At 61.5% G+C, this 21531-nt stretch carries 27 protein-coding genes; 3 read left to right on the forward strand and 24 right to left on the reverse strand.

Annotation, left to right across the window (positions count from 1 at the left end; genetic code table 11):
- Positions 1 to 78 precede the first annotated feature (78 nt).
- Both CP97_RS15565 and CP97_RS16225 read right to left on the reverse strand, forming a co-directional pair.
- Positions 79 to 2475 (reverse strand): type IV secretion system DNA-binding domain-containing protein, encoded by a 2397-nt coding sequence (locus CP97_RS15565; protein WP_063612686.1) that lies wholly within the window; start codon positions 2473 to 2475, stop codon positions 79 to 81.
- Positions 2468 to 2758: a hypothetical protein gene (locus CP97_RS16225; RefSeq protein WP_149036579.1), complete on the reverse strand. Its 291-nt coding sequence runs from the start codon at positions 2756 to 2758 to the stop codon at positions 2468 to 2470. Before CP97_RS16225 ends, CP97_RS15565 begins: the two co-directional genes overlap by 8 nt.
- A gap of 693 nt (positions 2759 to 3451) precedes the next feature.
- Here CP97_RS16225 and CP97_RS15575 point away from each other — a divergent pair.
- The gene (locus CP97_RS15575; RefSeq protein ID WP_149036580.1) at positions 3452 to 3697 is read left to right on the forward strand and encodes a hypothetical protein; all 246 of its coding nucleotides are present in this window, start codon (positions 3452 to 3454) and stop codon (positions 3695 to 3697) included.
- Positions 3698 to 3737: 40 nt separating this feature from the next.
- On the opposite strand, the gene CP97_RS15580 is transcribed toward CP97_RS15575, so the two are convergent.
- The gene (locus tag CP97_RS15580; RefSeq protein WP_202392059.1) at positions 3738 to 3989 is read right to left on the reverse strand and encodes a hypothetical protein; all 252 of its coding nucleotides are present in this window, start codon (positions 3987 to 3989) and stop codon (positions 3738 to 3740) included.
- 709 nt (positions 3990 to 4698) lie between these two features.
- A complete protein-coding gene (locus tag CP97_RS15585; protein WP_063612689.1) occupies positions 4699 to 5265 on the reverse strand; it encodes a hypothetical protein in 567 nt (188 codons plus the stop codon).
- 179 nt (positions 5266 to 5444) lie between these two features.
- Here CP97_RS15585 and CP97_RS15590 point away from each other — a divergent pair, with 179 nt between their 5' ends.
- Positions 5445 to 5633: a hypothetical protein gene (locus CP97_RS15590; protein ID WP_063612690.1), complete on the forward strand. Its 189-nt coding sequence runs from the start codon at positions 5445 to 5447 to the stop codon at positions 5631 to 5633.
- 36 nt (positions 5634 to 5669) lie between these two features.
- Here the strand turns inward: CP97_RS15590 and CP97_RS15595 are convergent, their stop codons facing one another.
- From CP97_RS15595 to CP97_RS15660, 15 genes are all read right to left on the reverse strand, one after another.
- Positions 5670 to 6284 (reverse strand): cation diffusion facilitator family transporter, encoded by a 615-nt coding sequence (locus tag CP97_RS15595; protein WP_063612691.1) that lies wholly within the window; start codon positions 6282 to 6284, stop codon positions 5670 to 5672.
- Between the two features lie 450 nt (positions 6285 to 6734).
- On the reverse strand, positions 6735 to 7739 hold the full coding sequence (locus tag CP97_RS15600; RefSeq protein ID WP_063612692.1) for a DUF2493 domain-containing protein: 1005 nt from the start codon (positions 7737 to 7739) through the stop codon (positions 6735 to 6737).
- Between the two features lie 1172 nt (positions 7740 to 8911).
- Complete coding sequence (locus CP97_RS15605) at positions 8912 to 9100, reverse strand: hypothetical protein (protein WP_063612693.1); 189 nt, start codon at positions 9098 to 9100, stop codon at positions 8912 to 8914.
- A gap of 14 nt (positions 9101 to 9114) precedes the next feature.
- A complete protein-coding gene (locus CP97_RS15610) occupies positions 9115 to 9381 on the reverse strand; it encodes a hypothetical protein (RefSeq protein ID WP_149036581.1) in 267 nt (88 codons plus the stop codon).
- Between the two features lie 60 nt (positions 9382 to 9441).
- Positions 9442 to 9777, reverse strand: coding sequence for a single-stranded DNA-binding protein (locus CP97_RS15615; protein ID WP_063612695.1), 336 nt, complete (start codon positions 9775 to 9777; stop codon positions 9442 to 9444).
- A gap of 598 nt (positions 9778 to 10375) precedes the next feature.
- Positions 10376 to 10888, reverse strand: a complete 513-nt coding sequence (locus CP97_RS15620) for an RES family NAD+ phosphorylase (RefSeq protein WP_082863940.1) — start codon at positions 10886 to 10888, stop codon at positions 10376 to 10378.
- Between the two features lie 46 nt (positions 10889 to 10934).
- Positions 10935 to 11435, reverse strand: a complete 501-nt coding sequence (locus tag CP97_RS15625) for a DUF736 domain-containing protein (protein WP_063612697.1) — start codon at positions 11433 to 11435, stop codon at positions 10935 to 10937.
- 151 nt (positions 11436 to 11586) lie between these two features.
- Positions 11587 to 11934, reverse strand: a complete 348-nt coding sequence (locus tag CP97_RS15630; RefSeq protein WP_063612698.1) for a hypothetical protein — start codon at positions 11932 to 11934, stop codon at positions 11587 to 11589.
- 191 nt (positions 11935 to 12125) lie between these two features.
- Complete coding sequence (locus tag CP97_RS15635) at positions 12126 to 12494, reverse strand: DUF3768 domain-containing protein (RefSeq protein ID WP_149036583.1); 369 nt, start codon at positions 12492 to 12494, stop codon at positions 12126 to 12128.
- The gene (locus tag CP97_RS16555; RefSeq protein ID WP_227819749.1) at positions 12487 to 12669 is read right to left on the reverse strand and encodes a hypothetical protein; all 183 of its coding nucleotides are present in this window, start codon (positions 12667 to 12669) and stop codon (positions 12487 to 12489) included. The genes CP97_RS15635 and CP97_RS16555 overlap by 8 nt, the downstream gene beginning before the upstream one ends.
- 75 nt (positions 12670 to 12744) lie before the next feature.
- Positions 12745 to 13071, reverse strand: a complete 327-nt coding sequence (locus tag CP97_RS16560) for a hypothetical protein (RefSeq protein WP_227819750.1) — start codon at positions 13069 to 13071, stop codon at positions 12745 to 12747.
- 154 nt (positions 13072 to 13225) lie between these two features.
- A complete protein-coding gene (locus CP97_RS15645) occupies positions 13226 to 14896 on the reverse strand; it encodes an ATP-binding protein (RefSeq protein WP_063612700.1) in 1671 nt (556 codons plus the stop codon).
- Positions 14897 to 15007: 111 nt separating this feature from the next.
- The gene (locus CP97_RS15650; protein ID WP_063612701.1) at positions 15008 to 16099 is read right to left on the reverse strand and encodes a phosphoadenosine phosphosulfate reductase domain-containing protein; all 1092 of its coding nucleotides are present in this window, start codon (positions 16097 to 16099) and stop codon (positions 15008 to 15010) included.
- On the reverse strand, positions 16096 to 16731 hold the full coding sequence (locus CP97_RS15655; RefSeq protein WP_063612702.1) for a DUF7007 domain-containing protein: 636 nt from the start codon (positions 16729 to 16731) through the stop codon (positions 16096 to 16098). The genes CP97_RS15650 and CP97_RS15655 overlap by 4 nt, the downstream gene beginning before the upstream one ends.
- Before the next feature lie 47 nt (positions 16732 to 16778).
- Positions 16779 to 18035, reverse strand: coding sequence for a hypothetical protein (locus tag CP97_RS15660; RefSeq protein ID WP_149036584.1), 1257 nt, complete (start codon positions 18033 to 18035; stop codon positions 16779 to 16781).
- Positions 18036 to 18130: 95 nt separating this feature from the next.
- On the opposite strand from CP97_RS15660, the gene CP97_RS15665 reads away from it, so the two are divergent.
- The gene (locus tag CP97_RS15665) at positions 18131 to 18628 is read left to right on the forward strand and encodes a hypothetical protein (protein ID WP_063612704.1); all 498 of its coding nucleotides are present in this window, start codon (positions 18131 to 18133) and stop codon (positions 18626 to 18628) included.
- On the opposite strand, the gene CP97_RS15670 is transcribed toward CP97_RS15665, so the two are convergent.
- Genes CP97_RS15670 through CP97_RS15690 form a run of 5 tightly spaced genes read right to left on the reverse strand, consistent with a single transcriptional unit; the run spans position 18629 to position 21464 of the window.
- A complete protein-coding gene (locus CP97_RS15670; protein ID WP_063612705.1) occupies positions 18629 to 18832 on the reverse strand; it encodes a hypothetical protein in 204 nt (67 codons plus the stop codon).
- A gap of 12 nt (positions 18833 to 18844) precedes the next feature.
- The gene (locus CP97_RS15675; RefSeq protein ID WP_063612706.1) at positions 18845 to 19465 is read right to left on the reverse strand and encodes a DUF6927 domain-containing protein; all 621 of its coding nucleotides are present in this window, start codon (positions 19463 to 19465) and stop codon (positions 18845 to 18847) included.
- Between the two features lie 11 nt (positions 19466 to 19476).
- The gene (locus CP97_RS15680; RefSeq protein ID WP_063612707.1) at positions 19477 to 20118 is read right to left on the reverse strand and encodes a hypothetical protein; all 642 of its coding nucleotides are present in this window, start codon (positions 20116 to 20118) and stop codon (positions 19477 to 19479) included.
- 46 nt (positions 20119 to 20164) lie between these two features.
- Complete coding sequence (locus CP97_RS15685; RefSeq protein WP_063612708.1) at positions 20165 to 20557, reverse strand: hypothetical protein; 393 nt, start codon at positions 20555 to 20557, stop codon at positions 20165 to 20167.
- Entirely contained in the window at positions 20526 to 21464 is a 939-nt protein-coding gene (locus CP97_RS15690) for an ArdC family protein (RefSeq protein WP_063612709.1), read from the reverse strand. Before CP97_RS15690 ends, CP97_RS15685 begins: the two co-directional genes overlap by 32 nt.
- Positions 21465 to 21531 lie beyond the last annotated feature (67 nt).

The raw sequence follows: 21531 nt of genomic DNA on the forward strand, positions 1-21531 counted from the left end.
GGAACCGCGTCTTCGTAGCTTGATGGGGCAGCGCGGCGATCATGTCGCTTAGGCTTCGGCGCATGGGTGGAGAGAGGGTCACCGGCCCATCTCCTGGTCCTCTTCGATGGAGACCTCATGGTGCTCTTCCGTCTCACGGCCGAACCCTTGACGGTTCTCCCGTTCGAGGATGCTTTCCTGGCCGTCGTCGCGTCCTCCGATCTGGCGCGTCTGCGCCACGACGTTCCGATTGAACGCGTTGCGCTCTTCGACGTCCCGCTGGGCCAGGCGCTGCCGTTCGCGATCGTCGCGCTTGCCGGTGTGCTTGAACTTCGACAGGTCGTCGTGATCGCGCTGGTCGCTGGTTCCGTCGACCACTTCCTTGGCAGCGGTCCTGTGCTGCAACTCGGCCGCGGTTTGCTCCACCGAACGATCAAGCGAACCCTCCACCTCCTCGCGCAACTTCTCGGCTTCGATCTCCGCCTGGCTGAGGACGACATCAACCCCGTCGCGCGTGTCCTTCGGCACGTTGTCCGGCCCCTCCCCCTCGCGCCCCCCGACACCCATTTCCGCGGCTTCCTCTTCGGTCGGCACGTATTCGGCAGCGCGCATGTCGGTGACGCGGCAGAAGCCTTCGGCGCGTTCGGGATAATCGTTCCAGGTGAGCCGGATGCGTGACGCCGGGAAGCCGTCGGGGAATTTGATGAAGCCGGTCAGGCTTTCCAGATTGCTGATGTCGTCCGGCATCACGAGCTCTTCGACATCCGAGCGCGGCGTGATGGTGGATGCGTCGCGGCTGTTGTTGTACCCGTAGGAATAGGCTTCATCCATCAGCCGAACCTTGCGGTTGCCGATGAATTCGGAGCATCGCCGGGAGGTTTCCGGATCGGCAGTCTTGAGGATCAGCTTGGTGCCGGCAAGCGAAGCGAGATTGGTCGCGCCATGCTCGCCGTAGGTCTCTTCCAGCTTGTCGAAGGAATGCATGCCGAGGACGAACGCACCGCCGAACGCGCGGGCGGTCTGCAGGCCGTGATCGATTGCGGGAAGGCGGTGGAGCGCATGGACCTCGTCGATGAGGAACCATGTGCGCAGATTCCGGCTCCGCCTCATTTGGAACAGGGCATTGACGGCAAGGTCCATCCACAGCGTCAGCAGCGGCCGATTGAGTACGAGATCGGGGTGGGTGGAGGTGATGAAAAGGATCGAGCCTTCCCTAACGTCCTCGCTCATCCATCGCTTGATCGAGAAGCCCTCTTCGCCCGGCTTGGGTTCGGGCAAAAAGCGGAAGGCGTTGGCGTTGGCGATGAAGGTGGTCCGGATCGATTCCGCCATCTTCGCGGCGGATGGGGACATCATCGGTCCGGCAATCGTGCCCTCGAGCTGGGCATGGATCGTCTTGAGGTCCGACATCATCAGGAAGTAGGCGAGACCCCCATTCGAGCGGACGCCCATCTTGAGCATCTTGACGCACATCTCGACCATGAGTGTGCGGGCTGACTTCTGCCAGAAATCGTCCTCGACCGATTGCCCGCTGGGAACGAGCGCTGTGGCCGCGCTCATGAACTCGGCGTAGTTGCTGCAATCGTTGAAAATGGACCAGGGTTTGCAGCGCTTGTCCATCGGGTTGAGGATCACGTCGGTGTCCTCGTTGTAGAAGCTCTCGACGAAGGTTCCTGTGAGGTCGAAGATTACACAGCGATGGCCGCGTTCGCGCGCCTGCTTGACGATCTTCTTGAGCTCTGTGGTCTTACCGGCGCCGGTCGTGCCGACGAACATCGCATGGCTTTGTTCGAGGCGCCACGGATAGGGCAGTCCGGCAAGCCTGTAGGGGTGGTGAAGGCCGCGTCGGATTAAGTCTTTGAGCGGCTCTTTCAGAACAGCGTTGGGATCTTCCGGCGGGGTGCGCGAGAGGCATTCTTTCTGATGCTCGCGCCAGTTGTGGGCGAGGATGGATTGCTTGAGGATCGAACGCTCGACCAGGACGGCGCCGCGTTCGTGGCGCTCGGTCAGGATGTCCGATCCGCGCTTGCGCGAAAAGTCGATGAACCAGATGGTCAGCGGGACGCAGATGAAGGCCGCGCCGAGCATCGAAGATACGGTCACTTGGATAGCCCGCGACCACGCGGCTTCGACGGCGGGATGGTAGGGCACCATCGACATCGTCCCCTGCACCACCTGGCCGGAAGGAAGCGTCAGGTTGATCGCCTTCATCGGATCCAGCGACATCCATCCCCAGACCGAGGAAAGAAGCTTCATCAGGACGAGGTGGATTTCGTGATTCTTGAACGTGAAGTAGCCCAGCACGAAGAGCAGGAGGGCGGTGGTTCCGATCCATGTGTAGAGCGGGATTCTGATCCCCGCCCAGGTCATCAGGATCTCGTGATGGAACAGCTGCGATCCGCGCGTGAAATTGCCCGCGTTCCGCTTCACTTTTCCCCGCGCAGAAGCGTGCGTCAGAGTGATCGCCTGCTTGTTGTACCTGATGTCTTTACGCATGGTGCTCTCGCACGTTGCGCATGGCCGCACGGATCAGCTCGTCACTGTCCTCCGGATACTGTCTTTCGACCAGGAGGGAGAGCGCAAGCTGGGTGTGCTCGAGGATGGTGAGCGCACGCTGGCCATTGAGTGCGATACCCAGCTTGAGCATCGGCAGGCCGATATTGACGGAGGTGCGTATTACCTCGGCACGCGTTATGCCTTGTGCGGCCGCGTAGGCGTCGAGGGCTTCGAGAGCATCGGGGGAGAACCCTACGCCGATGCCTTTGTAGGTACTGGCCATGCAAACTCTTTCCGAGTTGTGCATGGTTTCTCTATCGCAAGCCCTTTATATATCCGCCGAAACGGAAAGGGAAGCGCGTTTGCGGACGAAAGATATTTCGGCGCTAACGCGCTGATGTACCGGCATATTCCGATCATATCGCTTCTTTCGTCCTTCGCCGAAATATGTTTCGGGAGCGCCATTCTGAACTAAGTGGCTGTTCCAAAGCCTATTTTGTCCCGAAAAGAGCTACGGCGCAGCCGTGTTCGGTGTGCATAAATCAGGGACTTGGCGGTTCTTCTCTTGGTCTGCTGGTCTTGGGGGAGTCGTAGAGGAGCTGGTCATCCAGCTGGAGGTGCCGGCTTTCTAGCCGGAATGAACCTCACGCTTGGTCCGCAGGGCTGATCCTCGATACTGCCAGGGCGGACAAGAGTGGACCGACAGGTCCACGTCGATCGTGACCCGCAGGGCCGAGACAGGCATCGCCCGGCTCGGTGGAGCTTGATGACGAGACGGCCCTAGCGAAGCCAGGGCAGTGAGGAACCTAGCGCAATAGAGCGCGGTCCTGAGCGGCGCAGTCCGCGAAGGATGGCCCGAAACCCTCCTTCCCGAAACGATAAAAGAGCGAGAGCAGATCGCAAAAAAACATCTCGAAATTGCAGTCAGGATCGGCCATCAGATTCCACCTCGATCATTCCGGAAATGGAGTTGAAAATGGTGTCGAAAGTGGAACGCGAACGGGCGGCGTTGGAAGCGGCCGAACAGGACATTGCCGAGCGCAAGAAAAGGCTCGCGCAGATGGAGAAGGAAGAGGCCGGAAAGGAGCTTGCGCGACTGGTCCGCAAGGTCGGGCACGAACGGTCCGTGAGACTGTTGGAGCTGGCCGTCAGCGTGAAGCCGAAGAGCGCGATAGAGGCGCTCGAAAAGATGGAGCCTGCGGGTCAGAAGCAGGCGTCCTGATGGGCGGCGTCCGAGAGGTCTCGGCGGCCGCCCATACCCGTCAGTATTGGTCGTCCATCTTGCCGGTTGCGGTGTAGACTATGTCGTCGATGAGGTGCATCGGGAGCTCGCCGTAATCGCCTTCTTCTATCAGGATGTAACCTTCCTCCGTCTGGACGACATGGACGTCGAAGAAGGAGTGGTAAGAGCGCCGCTCCGCTTGCAGAGTCTTCTCATCGAGTGCGATTGTATCGGTGTTGATCTGGCGCGTCGTGGCGGTGTCAGCTTCGAATGTTTCCGTGGTGTAGCACATGGGTAGCCTCCTGTCGTTGGCGGCTCGTCCGCCATGCCATGAATCAGCGCTCCGGCGGTGCGCGGGTCACCGGAGCGAAGCGGAGGGGAAACGAAAATTGATCGAGTGGTGCGGAAGGTGCGCAGCACCTTCACGGTCGGTCCATTTTCGTTTGACCCGTGCATGGCCGGAGTGCTCATGGCGATGGTGGCGGACGGGCCATCGGCGGGAGGCTTAGATTATCTCTGCACCGCATGTTCGAGGCGCTGCCGGGATGCGCCAGTGCTCCGATTGGCTTGCATGAGAAAAGGGTGCCGCGGCGCGTGGCCGGGCACCCTTCCCCAGGCATCGTTCCAGCGGGGAGGCTAGTCGCTGGTCGATGGGATTTCGCGAGAGGCTGCACTCTGTTCGATCGGGCAACACTGCACGCAATGTGGAACGCCGGTGACGGGATGCGGCTGCATGACATGTCGTTCGCCCGAAACGCAGTTTTCGGTCAAGCCTTCGTCGGGTTCTGATCCCATGATCGCGCCGGTTTCGATGTCGATCCTGTCGAAGTGGTCATCCCCTTCGTGCTCGCATTCGATTCAGGTTTCACGATCGTGGACGCCGCCCAGCTCCCGTCGCTGATTGGTCTCGTCCCAGGCGGCCCACGCGTCCTTGCAAATCGATTCCGAACCGCAGTTTGGGCACCGCATCTTTAGCTTGGGGCGAGGCTTTGCGACCGCGTTCATGAGGCCCACGCCAGAACAGGACGTTGTTCGCCGCAATTCGTGAATGCGAGGTATGCCAGGCTGTCGTAGATCGGCATGATCTTTGCGCCGCGGAACGCGTCGTAGGTGCGATGGTTCTGCAACAGGGTCCGCAGGCTATCGAGCGTGAGTTCGCCGGCATCCGCATTGTCCCGGCCGAGCGCGAACAGCACCTTTCCCGCGAGGTCTGGTCCCATCATCAGATCGCGCGCGAGAGCGATATGCTCGGAGACCTCGATCGTGATCGGAGCGAGACGGCCGAGGTGCCGGACGCGCAGCGTTCGCCCGAGAAATTGCGCCTCCTCGACAATCGCGATGATCTCGGCGCGGTGGTCGAAGCAGGCCGTGAAAGCGGCCATCGAAAGTGAGTTCGCGTTGATCTCGAAGTTGAGCGGCGCAGCTCCGAATTCGTTCGCATCGACGTCCAGTGCGATATCGCTTGCATGAAGCCGCCGTGTCAGCGCGGCGAGTTCGAGCGCCGAAATTTCGGCGGGCGTCGAATGAAGCTGGGTGCGCGTGTCTTCGATGCGGAATGTGACGAGCATCCTTGCCTCCTATGATGGCTCGTCTCCCTCCTTCCCTCTCCCCTTTGATGCGCTGCCCTGGCATTGTCGGATGAGCTTGCCGGTTGCGCAGAGCCGTCGGCATTCGGCTAGGCGACAACCTGCTCCGGCAAGTGACCGCTGTCTCAGGAGGATTGTGATGGCGAAGCGCAGGCGAACGTATGTTCGTCAGCGAGCCGGAGCGATGCGGTCGTGGTCAGCCGTTCGAACGCGAGGGTTTGATACCCGAGGAGGGCGACGATATCCGCAGCGGCCTGTCTTTACGTGGCGGTGGCACTGACATGACTCGCCTCGGCAGGCGACACCTCCATGTCGGAAAATTGGGTGGGGAGCAGAATGGCAGCTTTTGAAAACGACGTTCCGGAAAACCGCCGTTGAGCGAAAGACTATCCTAACTTGCTCTCTAACCGAGCTTTCTTCGCATCGCGAAGAATTTCCAGAGCTTCCTTGACAACATACAACCCTATCGCTGCGCCCACGAAGAGGTCGAAATAGCCGATACTGGTAAGCAGAACCGCAACGCCTGAAGCAATGACAGCAGAGTTGGCTACGATGTCCGCGCGCGTAAAAATCCATGCCGCGCGGATATGGACCTCGTCCCGTCGCTGCTTACTCAATAGGCGAAGAACAATGATGTTCACGAGAAGCGCGACCAGCGCGACAGCGATCATCCAACTGCCTTCGGGAGTTGACCCGACAATCGCACGTCGGACGACATCCGCAAGAACTCCGATGCCGACGAGCATGAGCAAGCTACCGCTCAGTGTTGCGGCTTTGGCTTTGAAGTTTGCGCTTCGCCCAATTGCTGCCAATGCAATCGCGTATGCGCTTGCGTCCGTCAGCATGTCCAAGCCGTCTGCGATCAGGCCAGTCGACTGGGCGATAATGCCCGTCGTGGCTTCGACGACGAACATGATGCCGTTCAAGATCAATGCGATCCACAAGGCACGGCGCTGCTCTTTCGTTTCGGCTTCGGTTGGTCCGCACCCACAATCGCTCATGGATTGCAGATAACCGAGTGTCGCAAAGCCGTAAACACGTGGTCCCCCAACGATCTAACCCGAGAACACGTTGGTATTGCCCATGAGCCTGCCGACAACTCGATCACGACCGATTACGGCGATTTCATTCGGAAATGGCTGTGACTGCAACGAGGTCGGAAGTTGCCAGCGCAAGCCATGTTGAATGCCACCGCCATTTACCCGCAGTCGACTGGCCTGACCGCGAAGGCTCCAGAAACATCTAAATCCGGGCAAGGCAGCCATGCCGGTTCGGCCAAGGCGGACCGCGCTATGCGCAGGCGACTGAATAGTCGCCAGCGAGCAAGTGATCGCCGGGGTCCTGTGATGCGCCCACACGGGCGACGGGGGCTCGATGCCACCCGAGCCCGTTCTGCTGAGACAGAAAAGGAAGGGAGGCCCCGGCTTCCGCCGGAGCCTCCCGAGAGGCGCTCACCCGAAGGTGGACGCGCCGACCCGCTGCGTTTGCGGCCGCTGATCGGCGATGCGGCGGACGTGAACCGGCACGCCTGCCTGCCGCAGTCGCTGTGCCAGGTTCGACTGGATGCCGGAGCCTTCGCCCACGACTGCTTCGACCGGGCTCAGCTTGACCATGTTCTCGTTGCGGAGGAACGGAGCGCGGTTGCCGTGGCGTCGGTCAGGCATGAAGAGGATCGTCTGCACGCCGTTCTTCTGTGCCCATGCGTTGGCCATCGCGTCGACACCCTTGCGCATTCCGGTCGTTCCGAGGACCATGTTGGGCACGCGCGACTTGATGTCGTCGAGGATGTCCCAGATCATCTCGTAGTCGTGCCATTCCTTCATACCGCCCGACACCACGACCAGCGGCCCTTCGGGCTGGAACTGCGCCCTGCGGTCCTTGGCCCGTGCGGCGAGGAAGTCGCGTGCCTGGATCTGCGAGGCGGTCACGCCGTTCTTGCTGACCTGCGATCCGCGGGTGGCGGTGAACGGACGTCCGGTCTCGACCCGGTATAAGTCCGAAGCGTGATCCCGCATCGCCTCGAGCGCTTCGCGGCATCCCTGAAGGGTCTGCACCAGCATTTGCGTCTCTTCGAGCTCGACCGCGTAGATTTCGGAAGGATCGAAGTGGCGAGCCATCTCTCCCAGCTTCTTCGCGGCATCGTCCTCACGTCCTTCGACCAGGCGGGCTGTCATGTGGAAGGAATTGACCATCCCCCAGGCGAGCTGCTGGGCGAATTCCTCCATGCGGGTGTCCTTCAGGACGTCGAACACGGTGCCGATCGCCAGTTCTACCGCAGCCCGGGCCATGTCCGGATCGGGCATCTCGGCGGCCATCGGCTCTTCGACGACGCTCAGCTTCGCCATGTCGCTCTGCTCGAGGAAGGCGCCATCATACGCGGTGGTAACATCGGAACGGGTGTCTGCCAGTTCCATGCGGGCGTTCGCGAGATCGGCGAAATTGTTGAACTTTTGCATTGTAAGCCTCCATTGGTTTTGTGTCCGTCATCTTGTGATGACGGGGTCCAATGGTGCGCAGCGGACAAGCGAGGTCAGGGACGTTGACCGGGAAGCCGGCACGTCAGTGCCGGACCCCGGTTAACGCCTACGGGCCGTGGGGGAGCCGATTTTTTCCCGTCTGCTGAAAGCAGACAAATGCGGGGAAAAAATTGGGGGAACCGCGGATCCTTGACCGGATCCTTGCCGCAAGTATCCTTCGGACCCCATCACACGAGGATGCAATCAAACACACCCTCCCCCTCCCCTTTGCTTGAGAATATCGGGCTCCCGCAGGAGCTGCGGCAGACAGGCCGGGGCGTCTCGCGCGCGCGGCAACGCCAGGGGTCGTTGCCCTCGCGCGGCCGCTTCGGACGCGAGCGGCGGGACCGAGAGCCCGCGGTGTGGAATCATAAAATGGAGGCCCGACCGTAGGCCGCATCGCCCTCTTTGGAGCGCGGAAGTCTGTTGGACGCCAGTTAGCCTTCGAGGCCATGCGGGCCGCAGGACGAGCCGATGCATTCTGCCCCGCTCTTCTGGCCGCAGCGCGATAGCGCGGTGCGCGGCTGTCCCGCCATGCGATCGTGACCCGGATGGGCCGAGACCCGCAGGGTCTCGGTGGAGCTTGATGACGCGGCGAGCCCCAGCGAAGCCAAGGCCGCAAGGAAGCTAGCGCAATAGAGCGCGGTCCCGGCCGGAGGACGGGAGGCGGCAACTATTATAGTGTCACCTGCGCAAGAGTCTCACTATCCTGACGACGATCATGGAACGTCCAAGGCACTTAAACAGTCTCGGCTATGTAATTGCAGGGAGCGCCACTGAGCGCGCGTCCTCCCAGGCTATGATCGCATGAGGTGAGAAGCCGCGAAGAGTGGGACCAGTACCTTGGAAAAAGCGTATGATCCTTTTGGTTCGGTAATGCTGGAACCGCTGCAGCGCGAACTTGATCTGTGGGCGGCCACTGGGTTTTCGTTGGGGTAAATCTATGGCGAAGAAGCGGATCTCTCGGAGTTCTTCAACAACAACCCTCGGTCAATTCAACAGAATGCGGAAGGACCGACGCTTCAACAACCTGCGTTGTACGGCGCGGGCGGCTCTGGCCCCCGCCCCGGCACAGCTGGTTTGCAACATATACGGCCGCTCGTAGAGCGCCGTCAGGGCTCCCACACATAGGGGACATAATCGTCCGGCTTCACGACGTAGTAGCGGGCGGAATGCGGCCCACTGTGAAGCTGGTTCATGCTCTGAGCTTTCTCTTCGGCGGCCCTTGCACTCAGGCCGGTCGAGACGACGCGGTCGCTGATGTGGTCGCGGCCGAAATTGTCGATCGCGATAACTTGCATGGCGAGATCTCCTTTCAGGCTGCGCGCGGAAGCGTTGCGGCGATCTCGGCACGTTGTGCTTCAAGCGTCGCGAGATGGTGAACATAGATCGGGCCGAATGCGAGCGTTTCGGCAAGATCCTCGTCGGTCTCGAGAATGTCGAACGCGGTGTTGCGATCGAGTGCATCGAGATCGATGGTTTCCAGAAGCTGTTCGCGACGTTCTGCGAAGCGGGTGAAGTTGTTGAGCTTGCGTTGCGCATGTGCGGCGTCGCGCTCGGCAAAGAGACCGAAGTCCTTCATGGCCATTCTCCTGCGATAGATGGTGAAAGGGCGGCGCTTTCGCGCCGCCCCCCTGGTCGGTCAGATGAACTCGACGTTTTCGGCGATGATCTCGCAGCCGTAGCGATCGTTGCCGTCGGCATCCTGCCAGCGCGAGTAGTGCAGGCGGCCGGAGACAGCGAGCTGGTCGCCCTTCGACTTGTGCTCGCGGAGCGGAAGACCCATGCCGTTGAAGACGGTGATCTTGTGAAACTCGGCGTCCGTCTTGGTGTAGCCGGTTTCCGGATCCTTCTGGACGCGGCCGTCGCGGATGACGGGACGTTCGGTGACGAGCAGCAGCTCGGTGACCTTGGTCTTGGCGCTGTCGCGGGCGATGGGGTCCTTCGCCAAGCGGCCCACCAGATTGATGTTGTTCATTTCGTAATCCTCCATTGGTCCCGGCGGACCGTCCGCCGGTGCCCTCAACGAGCCCCGGAAGGAGGGATGGGTCACCGCGCACTCGTGCGCGGGAAACCTCGAAAATCGAGGTGGTGCGGGCAGCTCGCGAAGCGAGCAACACGGCTCGCATTTTCAGGTTGGCCTTAATCCCGATCGGAGGGGCAGGGGCACTAGGCGGCGGACGGACCGCGCAGGGAGCAATGGGACCGATCCGAGTATCGACGACGACCGGCATGGTCGCTTGGCCCGTAGGACCTTGCTCGCGACTTTAGCGAGATCGCGCCAGCCACGCTGATTTCGGCTAACCAGTGAATTCGGCCACAAGGCCGTGATATCCGGTTCGAACCGCTACTCCTCTGGAGCCGGTCGCAGGATCATCGTCTCCGGGCGTTTCTCGCGGAAGTGACCATGTGAGTGCCCCTGCCCATCGGACGCTATGATCGTGCCGGGAAGCCGGGGGCTATACGCTGACATGGGAGCATCCAGAACGCAGTTCGCGGCGCAGGGGCGGTGCGCGAGGGCCGCTCAGTTTGGCCCGAAGCCCGATCGACTGTCTGCTACAATTGGATAACGGTTTTCAGCGCCACGATTTGTCGTTTTTCGGAAGGCGGCGGTCCTGATCGATTACGCGTAGTATGGCCTCGCTATTCAGGTTCCAGGCCCATAGTGCGACATTCTCGAGGTCATTGTGCATGGATGCATAGGACGCTCCATGAAAACCGTCGGCAGCAAGGGTATCTGCCAGATCCCAGGTCGGGGCTTGGGTCTGCTCCACTACGTGTGTGTACCAATTGGTAGCGAGCAAATCAGGGGTGATATCGTACTGGGCGTGTGTGTTCGGATCACGTGTATCGAAAACTCTGGCATTGCGCAGTACGTAGGAGATGAGCGTGACAGGTTTGAACGGGTCTAGACTGGGCTGGCTCTCGACCATCGCTGTGGTCGGGTCGGCACTCAGATAGAGCATTTCGACTCCTGGCGGATTCCAGCGTCCTCCGTTTGAAGCGGCTCCTGCACCGCTCAGAGGCGCGCAGGAGCTGGCCGCAGTAAAAAGGCCCGCCCGCGGGGTCGCGCGGACGGGCCTTCGCAGTTGGCCTGTGCGGGAGGAGTCGCACCGGCCCGGGGGACGCTGTTGGTCAGGCGTCGGCGGTCTCCTTCGCCTTGGTCTTCGCCTTCGGCGAGGGAGCGGTGCTCTCGCCCAGGCCGTCGCCGCCGACGGTGGAACCGGGCTGCTCGGGCTCGCTGCCGGTCGCGGTCGCGTTCAGCGGCGGCAGCGCCTCCTCGCCTTCGCTGGCCATGCCGGGGAGCGTGCGCTTGCGCTGCGGGCGGCGCCAGGCGACGTTGTAGGCGCCGTCTTCCTGGCGGAACATGGCGACGTCGATCGGCTTGTCGAGCGAGGGATCGTCGACCCGGCCCGAGAGGAACACCTCACCGGTGTCGTTCGACGAGTATTCCCACAGCGCGCCGACCTTCACCCAGCTGCGGCGGTCGGCCGACAGCGCCATGACGTCGAAGGCGGGGGCGCGCTCGTTGGTCGAGACGAACTCGCGCAGGGCGATGGTGGCAGCGAATGCCATGGTGACGATGCGACCGATGTGAACGCCGTCCGCATTGGCTTTGAGGGTACCGATGTTCATGGGAAGTTCTCCTGATGCTTTTGCCCGAACCCCTTGTCCGGACCACCTTCCTTCATCCCTCCTTCCCCCCGGGCGCAGCCCGGCAGCGCGCGAACGCGCGCAATCCGCACCCGGACCCTAGGGCGGGTGCGTCACCGACTTGTGGTGGTTGTTAGGCCAAGTCGCGCTTGTCGCGGGCTTCGAGACGAGCGAGGAAAGCCCTCGCTTCGACTTGATTGGGCCCGTCGGTTTTCGCGAGCGTCTTCATTCTGTCGATCTCGAGACTGGCGGCGGTCTCGGCGGGAATGTCGCAGTAGGGCTCGAGCAGCCTGATCGCATCGATGGGCCGCGGCAGTTCGGCCTCGACGGTTCCTTCCCACAGGATCGGAACCTCTTCATCCTCGTCCTTCGGGTCAGTGGCGAAGACCTGTGCGAAGAAGGTACGCAAAGGACGATCCCAGCCTATCCATGCGGATGTCGCGGGCACGCCGTCTCGCAGATGAAGCTGATGGCGGCTCATGCTTGCGTCCTCGCACGGCGGTGGTCGCAGTTGCGCCTTGCCCTTTCGATACTTTTGATGGCGTTTCGCACTTTTTCGAGGACGCGTGGGCAGTTCGTTTGGCGGAGTTTGGTTCGGCCCGCACGCAGATGGCGCAGCGCGCTCTCAACGCTCGCATGGGTTGAATCGTCCGCTGTCCTGATCGTCATGACTCAGTAGTCCTCGGGTTTCATGAGCGTAATCGCTCGCCGTGTCTCTGCCGCGTTCGCCGGATCTTCCGAACCGTACTCGAACGCGGCGTCGTAGTAGTCGATTTTCATCATCACCTTCACTCCGTCGACCTCGAACCAGGCCATGTCCCTCTCGGGTGAATCGTCTGAAAAGGTGCAGTCGCGCATGGCCTTCATGATGCGCGCCTGTGCGAGGATGTCGTTGCGGCGGGTTCCGTCGCTGAGGCTGTCGAGCAGATTGAGCGTGAAGATAATTCGCGCGGTACAATCGAGCCCGAGCCGGGCGCGGTCGTTTAGAGTGGCGATCCTTTCAGTCGTCGAAGGTGGGGGTTGAACAAGCATGTCAGGCATGGTGGATCTCCTGTGCGTGGAACCGCTCGAGCCAGGTCGACATCGGTTCGCGAGCTTCGACGGGTTGCTGCGCGGCGCGCTCCTGGAAGGCGACCAGGTCGGACGGGGCGCTCTCGATGATGCGATTAATCTCGGCCTCTTCGAGGAGCGCTTCGCCGTGGATGAAATCGGTCATTCGTCCGGGCCGCGTCTTTGTCGACTTCCGCTATAATCCCTCTACCGTCTTGAGCCGCGGCGCCGCGCGCCCCGATCAGAACGATCGTGCGCAGCCATTCAGCGGATAGTGCGCGGACCTCGTCGGGTTTCGTTGTCCGTCACGCGGTGACGCATCGTAACCGATGTAGCGCACAACCTTGGCGCCTTCCGCCCAGGCGTCGATGGCTGGTTGCCAGGGCTTGTTGAAGGCTTCCTGCGGGGCGGCCTTGTATTCGAGACTGCAACTGTGCCGCTCGAAGGCGATCGATGGGGGGCACCCGTTGGTTAAGAGCAATTCCGTGAGGTCGCGATATGGCGGCCAGTTCTTGGAGCGCTTGGCCTCGTAGCGCACGACTTCGTACGCGATGGAGCGCTCCGCCATCCAGCGCCCATGATTTCTTGGAAGGCGTAGATCTCGATTTTCTCCGCGCCGGTGTCCGCGGTGAGGACGAGATCGGGGGCCTCGCGATTTGCCAGCTCGATCAGCAGGGCGGTGCTGTCTACGCCGATACCATAGCAAAGAACGCTTGATGGCTTCACGTCGCCTGCTCCAGATCGGAAACGGCCACATCGATCGGGCTGTCGTGCGTAAAGCCGATCGTTACGCTTTTACCCTTGGGCAGAGTCCACATGATGCGCGCCACCGCGTCGCGGAATTGGGATGCGATGGCGGCGTTCTCGCCGACCAGGATGCGGTATGCGAGCTCTCGTGCGTCCCGGAGGAACCGGTCGTGCTGTGTGTCCCAGCTGTCGGCGTCGGAATCGTTCCAGGCTGAGAAGCACGCGTTGTCTAGGAGGTCCACGAGGCCATCGGGCTGAAGGCTATCCGATGACACGTAGGCGATGGTAACGTCCTCGATCCCGTCGGAGCAGCAACCGTCCGGGAAGGTGAGAACGATGTCGGCTTTCACCCGTTCGCGCTGAGCGGTGCTGCAGCCTTGCTCCTTGATCGCGTATTCGAGGTGGATTTCCTGCGCGGCGCTGATCGCGGGGAGGGGCGGATCGGCGGCGATCGCGTCGACCGTGTGGATCGTACCATCGGCGTGCACGATGAAGGTCGGATCGCTGAGCTCGCGCAGCTCGTCATACCAGCTATACCCTTCGAAGGCGGTGTTACGATCGACCAGTTTGGCGCGGATTGGAGTGCCGTGCAGCGCGCGGGCAATGATTTGTCCGAAATGCGCTTCTTGGGCGTCCATCAGGAATTCCTCACTGGTGATCGTCCGGCGCTGCCCGGCCTCGCTGCCGCTTTCGTTGTCGGCAATGTCCGGTTCCCACGCATTGAGAACGGCCTCGGCCTCCGCGAGGTTGATGCCGAGCTCGGCGGCTCTGCGGTAGCGTTCGAAGCTGAGGCTGTGCGACGTCTGGGCCGCGATCGCGCGGTAGCAGGCGGCCTCGCAGGCGACTTTTAACGCGTCCAACCCGGCGTTCTCCACGAATTCTTTGCGTGCCGGGAGAACGAGCTGCAGTTCGGGCGTATGCCCGATGTCGATCCGGGCGTGCATTTCTTGCTTGCCGATCTGCGGTATTTCGAAAAGCCGCGCGAAGACAGCGACGCCGTGGAAGTTCACCGTCGGTGCCCGGTGATAAGTTCGGCCTTGGAAGACGCCGATACGACTTCCGCGCCAGTCTTCGACATGGATCGCTCCGCAGAGGAAATCCTTCTTGGGCATTTCCTTGCCATGAAAGCAGACGGGCACCGGGAAGAATTGCACGGCTTCCCGAAGGGCGTTTTCGGCTGTGCCTTCGTCAACGCCGGGGACAACGAATGAGACTGAGGTTCCCGTGGTCCTGTTGGAGCGGTCGACAACGATATCGACGTCTCCCGTCCAGGCAGCGGGCGCGATTTCGATCCGCCAGGCATCGCTCGACGAGCTAGGTCGGGATTCGATCACCGTTGCCTTACCGGCCAGGCTGAACACGCCCATTCCTGCGGGGTCTTCGCCGTTGGCGACGGCGGCGTCCCATCGCGATGCTCCCAAGGCGAGAACGCGTACCGGATCGTCAATCCCGCAACCATTGTCGTCGAGGGTAATTCGCAAACCGTTCTTTTGAGGCGTCGTGGTGACGTTGACGACGCTCGCGCCGGCCCGGCGAGCGTTCTGCAGGAGTTCGTTCAGGATGTCGCTTAGCGAGCCGTTGAACAGACGCGTTACCTTTCCGATCGTCTCGGGGCTCACGCTCGCGCGAATGGGTTCGTATTTCATCGGGTTCCTCCTTGTCGGACTGATTCCCGTCTTCCTCTCCCCCTCCTCTTTGCCCGAGATGGCCTGAAGCGATGGCGCGGGCGTTGCCCGAATTTCTTCGTCGGTGGTCGATCAAGCCGCCTTGGCGGCGTGAAGCTCGGCAAATCGCTCGCGGATCGTCAGCGCGTCGGGCCAGTGGTTTACGAGGTTGTGCGTGGTGGTCATTTCCCTCCGCACGCGGTGAATGGTGTGTGCTTCGTCGAGCGTGGGAACGCGCGGTGGCCACCCCTTCATGAACCGGAGGTCGTTGGGTAATTCGCTCTCGATTGTACGGCGGCGTTCCGCCATCAATTTGGCTTTCCTGATCGCAGCCGTTCCCTGCGCGTCGAGGAGCTGTGGGCTGACGTCGGCTAGCCAGCGCCCCGGTTGGAACGAGAATCCGGATTTGGCCTCGATCCCGACGATGGCGCGATAGGCCGGGTGGTTTCCCTCGCATGTCGACGAGACGGCGAGGTTGTTGAGTCCTGCGAGCACGCAGTAGCTGCAGCTCAATCGGTCCGCTCCGCGGCCGTAGGCCTCGTGCAGCGGGATGCGGCGCGTGGCGTGATAGGCGAACACGTCGCGCGCCGACCATTCGACTATCGGATGCCACGTCAGCATGGTCGTCCCTGCCCGGTTTCCGATAGGCGCAAAGCGGGTATCAGGCTTGCTGATCGGGGCCTTGGACCGGACGATGCTTTCCTCGCGGCGAATGCCGACCACAGAAATGACGGTTTCCCCGGCAAACCTCTTCCTGAGATTTGCGCCGATCGGTTGCACCTTGGTCTCACCCGTACAGAAGCGCAGGCGTGCGGAGGAAAATGGCGGCACGAGCTGGTACGTCTCGAGGTTCTCGTATCGGCGGAGCGAACTCTTCCAGCGCTGTTCCCATCGCTGAACAAGCCCGCCGGCCTTGCGCCTCACGACGGATAGGTCGACCGCGAGCATCGTCGCGATTGTTTCGACGAAGCCTGATGTGGATGGCCATTCGATCATGCCGAGATCCGCATGGATTGCATGGCGCCGATCGCGCGGATGTCCGATCCGGTCGAGGTAGGCATCGACAACAAAGGCGGCCGCGCTGGAATCCTTCCCGCCCGAAAGGCTGTAAACGACGTGTGTGCCATCGGACAGAGCCGAGGCGACGGCGTCGTCGATGGCGATGTCGTTAACCTGCGTGGTCATGCCACTCTCTTCGACCGAAGCTCGGCGGGCGGATCGATAATTTCATGCGGTATCGAGGCGAGCATGGTGACCTCGCCGCGCTGGGCGTAAGCATCCTTGTCGATCAACGCGCAAACCTCATCGTCGGCGTACGTTGGGCGCCCGAGGTGATTTACCGACGTGAGCCGGCGAGCGATGACGCCGGTCTTACCCTGCGGGACCCAATCGGCCCAATCGCCCCACGCGCTGGTCGTGCAGAACTCGCCTATGGCGGCTTGGTATGCTGCACGAGTACGCAGGATATGCGATTCATTGGGCGCGACGGTTTCGCTGGTATGCGCCGTGAACCGGTCTGAGTGCCAACACCGGGCGGTGTCCCGCGCGAGCTGCAGGAAGCCTGCAGTGCAGGTTTTCTGCTGTGCAAGTTCTCCTTCGAAAGCCAGGTAGACCAGACACCAGTCGGCGTCTTCCTCGTAGGCGTTCTCATCGAGACGGAGCACATCGGGCATTGCGTCCTGTCGCGCATCCGAGAGGAGAAGGCCGCCGTGGCTGGCCGTCATTACGGACCAGATGCCCGGTGCGAGCTGATCGGCCTGCTGGATCGCCCCCCAGGGCGAATTTACCGGTCGTGGCGTGGCGGGGAATACTGACATGAGCGAAACCTCCTGATTGTTCGCTCAAATCCTTCCCCCTCCCCCTTTCAGCTTATGATCTGTCTCGCGCGTTCGGCGATGATCTGTACTGTGATCTCATCCAAGGGCAACGCTACGACCGGGCCTATCTCGAGAAGGCGCTCGTGTTCTATGCTGCGCAGTTCGAGATAGCCGCTATCGGCAGACTGGAGGATCTGCAGGGCGAAGGTAATCTGTCGCTGCGACGCCTGGTCTTTCACCGCCACAAGGAAGTCAGGTCTGGCTGAACCGTGTTCGGTCTCGATATCAAAGAGGATTTTCTTGACCGCCATGCGGATGCCGTGACGCCGTAGGCTGTATTGCGCTTTCTGGAGTTCCAGCAGGATATCCCGATCGTGGTCTCGTTCTGCCGGTACGAACTGGTTGCCGGTGAATACGGGCTGCGCATAGGCCCGCAAAGCTCGGTAGCCCTCACGCTTGCTGTGTTCACCGACGACGGCGAGAACTAGGAAAGGGGGCTGGACTTCGGCTCGAATGATTCCGGTGTGCTGTATGCGATTTCGGATCTGCACTGTGCCGAGCCCGGTCACGATCTCGCTGCTTGTCACCTCGCTCGCTTCAAGAAGGAGGAAGGCCTGCGGCGCGTATTCTTCCGGCCAGTCGTCTTCGGCCTCGCGCAGCCTCGCATGGACCTTGCATTTCTCGTACTCGATCGCGTTCGTGTAAAAATGATGAGCGAGCTTGATGCCCGGGGCGATTTCGAACTGTCCGGCCACCTCGCGCAAGCGCCTCATCTCTGCGCTTATCGAGCCGTCGCGCGGACCCTCTGGCGGAAGCTCGCGCAATACGTTTGATCGCGCGCGTTCGAGCAAAAGCCAAAGGAGTTTGCCGAGCCTGGGGATGGCGACGCCGCGGGATCGGTCGTCTGGCTCGCTTTCATCAGGTTTCTGGGCGAGCTTCTCTGGCGCTTTCTGGTGCGCGTTGAACAGTCCCTTGGGCTGCTCGATCTCGTAGAGTGTGTCGCGGCCGGTTTCGCGGATACGTTGTGGCGCTTGCGGCATGTAGAACGGGCACCTGGGGCTGTGGCTCGGACGAGCGGTCAGGCGGCGGAGATAATAGGTTTCCTGGAAGCTGAGATAAGCGGGGCTCATGAGCGGCGGCGATCGATCTTCCGCCAGACAGTCGCAGGCTAGCCATTTACCGTTTTCGCGTGAGGTCACGACGAGCGAGACCGAGGCTCGGTGATCCGCCTCGTCGCCTTTGCCGATATACCATCGCACCAGCGCCGCTTTCAGCCCGTCGCTGATAGCGACGCGGTTCGTCATGCCGCTGGTATCTTTGGGTATGAGCCACATGATCTAGACCAGTTGACGCGCCTCTTTGTTCACTCTATGTTCATCGCATAGAGGAGTTTTGCGTGATGAACAAGGCATTCGCGGTTGGTCGGTTCGATCTGGATATTGCGCTTCGCGATGCGTCGCTCGACGAGATGAACCGCGTTGCCCGCCGGTCGCTGGCGAATGCGTCGATCGGCGTCGAAGCGTTCGACGCGTATCATTCGGCCCGAGAGCTTTTCGAGACTCTTGAGGCCCTTCACGAAGGCCAGCGCGGAGCCAAGCGCAAGCTCGCCCAGGTTCTTTCTTGCGAGTGCGACGATTATCAGCGTTGTCTGTATTACACGGTTGCCGGTCGCGGTGTCTTGCAGATGCTGGACGATCTGGAATGGCTGATCGACCTGCTCAAGGCGCGCTGCGAGGTTTCTGCCGGTCTCTTCCGTTCAGGGACGCTGCCGCTCGTGCAGATCAATCCTTACGTCTCGGCCGAGCCGGATGGACCTGTACCGGCGCGTGGTGGCGAGTTCGAGCAGGGCGCTTCGTGGTTCCTGGATCCGGCCCTCGGCGGCCAAGTCGGCGAGTAGTCAGAGCAGGATCACCTGCAGCTCGAATGTTGCCGGATCATGGCCATGCGACGGCATGACGCGCAGCGGCTGCAGCGGGCACTCGGTGCGCACGACGGCGTGATCCTCGCCGGTGGCTTCCGAAAGCCGGAGCGCCAGCCTTTCGGCGTTGTTTCTTCCGCATAGCTGGCGGCGTCTGGGATCGAGACTTTCGCATTCCATCATGGAAAATCCGGTTCATGCGGCAGGGAAGAAAGTCTTCGCGACCTTCGGTTCGCGGACGATCTCGAACCGGCGCTCGAGAAGGCGGGAGATCTTAAATCGGCCGCGACCGTCGGTTAGCGTCAGGACGGTCTTCTGCCCTCCCCGCCGAAATCGAAACTCGCGATGTTCGCTGCCGTCGCTGAAGCGCATGGGTGCGGGGAACCGGATGAGGTCACCGTCGCCGAGGCGCCGCCCCTTGAGAGCGAGTAATCTGTAGCATCGTCGCCTCCAGTCGAGCGCCCAAGGATGGCTTGTCGGTGTCAGGAGCTCCAGAACACTTTTCGGGCAGGCCGTTTCGACGGGCCCACATGTTTCGTCGAGGTCCTTGTAGGCGAATATATACCCGTCGGCAGCGCGAGGATTCCAGCGAACGAGACACACGACCGCTGTGATGTCGATCGTCTCGTCATGTTCATCGTAGCGCTCGGCGGCGGCGTAATAGGCTGATCCTGAATAAACGCTCTTGAGCACCCTGAGCGCGCGAAAGGGCGTCTCATCCGCCGCCGGATGTTCGTAAGTCAGCTGAGCATCCAGATAGGCCTTCGGCGTGTCGTAGGCACCCATCCCCATTCGGGTCATTGAAAGCCATCCCATATCGGTTTCCTTCAGATGAGGCCGGCTTGCGCCGGCGCCGGGAGTTTCAGTTCGCTTGCGATCCGTTTCGCGAGGGCCGGAATGTCTTGCAGCACCGTGATCGGGGCCTTGCGCATCGTGGCTCCGGGCGGTTTCCAGTGCGGGTTTCGCCAAGCTACACCTGGTTCGCCGAAGCGCTCAGGGGAAATGCGGATATACAACCCTCTCGCTTCCAGCGTGTGATCTCCGGCAAGCGATTCCTGCGGCGTCGTGTATCCGAGGCGATAGTCGTTGTGCGCCATGCCGAGTTCGAACGCGATCATGCGGAGGGTCCGCGATCCTTCGCGGCGATAGTGGCGAAGCTCCTCTTGCCGGTAGTCGATGCCGCGTCGTACCAGCGCCACGATCGCGGGCGATCGCTTCAAGTCTGCAAGCTTGTCGATGCACTGCCGTCGTAGGTCTGCATCCTCGGTATCTTGGCGGGTTCGCACCCCTTCTGCGATCCGGGAGAGATGCCGCGTAAGTAGGAGCACCGCTGGACAATCCGCGGCCGATCTTCCGGCAAGGCGAGCATCTTCGATCGCCTCGTTGAGCGCGCGGATCGCAGTATCGTATGTCGTTAGACCATCGGGCTCGAGGGCTCGGCGGTAGCGGTAGTCGATGTCGCAGATCATGAGTTCGCCCTTCCATTGCTGATGCAATGGCCCTCTCCCCCTCCCCTCAATGCAGCGACCTAGATATCGCCGTGAGCGTATTTCCTGGCAGCGGCTCGAAGGCGATCGGCTTGAGAAATGCCTCGGGTGCGACCTGCTCGAGGATCCGAGCGATGGCGGAAAAGGCGACGCCGGAACCCTCGGTGGAGACCACCAGCAATGATCTGCCGTCCTCGTGTCCTGAAAGGTTCCATCCGGCGGGACCTTCGCCCAGAAGGCTGTCGAGTACGTCGCGGGGTTCTCTGGCCGGGAAGTTCAGCAGCATCCGCCCCCTGAGCGCCGGTCCGATCAGTACACGCTCGCCATCCACGAGATCAGTTGTGTATTGATGGAGTTGAGCGAGACGCACGATCGCCTTGAGACCCGGTTCAAGCGTAAGCTTGAAGTGTAGCCGTTTCATGGCCCTTCTCCTCAGCTTCGCTGTCGTATCCGGAGAACGCTGCGAGATAGTTGAAGGCCTGGTCGGCCTTGGCGGCGGCGGTGATGATGGCGCTCTTGTCCGACTTCAGGATGTCGAGCCAATGGCCGATATAGCTGGCATGGCTTTCGTGCAGATCGGCGGGAAGGCCGAGCTCGTAGCAGATGCGGGCCGAAATCTGTTCTGCGACGAGCTCTTCGAAGGCGTAACCTTTGTCTCCGAATCGTTTTCCGAAGGTGCGGGCAAGCCTGCTGGGATGGCCCGTCCAGTGGCCCGTTTCATGGGCGATTGTCGCGACGAGGCCATCCTCATCGACGAAGCTGTGCCGGTGAGGCATCTGGATGAAGTCGCTGCCTGGGGAATAGAACGCCCGATCACCGCCATAGCGGACCTCGGTCGGAATGGGTGCGAAGAATGCGTCGATCGCCGCCGCTTTCTGCGATGGTGTCGGAGGTGCCTCCGGGACCGGGTCGGGATAGAAATGGGCCGGCAGATCGTCGATCTGCGACGCGTTGAAGACGGAGTAGGCGCGCATGAATCGGATCGTTCGCGAAGATTCCTCTCCTGTAGCCCGATCGACCTCCGTTTTCTTCGTCGTATTGAAGTAAATGCTTGGTTCGGCAGCTTCCCCCCGACGGACCTGTCCGCCGAGCTCCTGCGCCTGGCGATAGGTCATCCAGTAGCGGGATTCGTATCCCATCGCGTCTGCAGCGGCCCACAGGTAGAGCCGGTTGATGCCGGTGTACGGCACGCCGTTCGCGCGCAGCGGCGCGCCGCCGGCGCCGGTCTTCTTCCAGGGGCGGCGCCAGGGCAGCGTGCCCTCTTCGATCTTTCGGATGATTAGGTTCGTAATGTCTTGGGCGACGTCGCGCTTTGCGGATCGTTTCATGATGTGTCTCCGGGCATGAAAAAGGCCCGGTCGCTTGGTGGAGCGGCCGGGCCAGTGCATCAGGAGG

It is taken from the genome of Aurantiacibacter atlanticus (assembly GCF_001077815.2).
GTDB classification, from domain to species: Bacteria; Pseudomonadota; Alphaproteobacteria; order Sphingomonadales; family Sphingomonadaceae; genus Alteraurantiacibacter; species Alteraurantiacibacter atlanticus.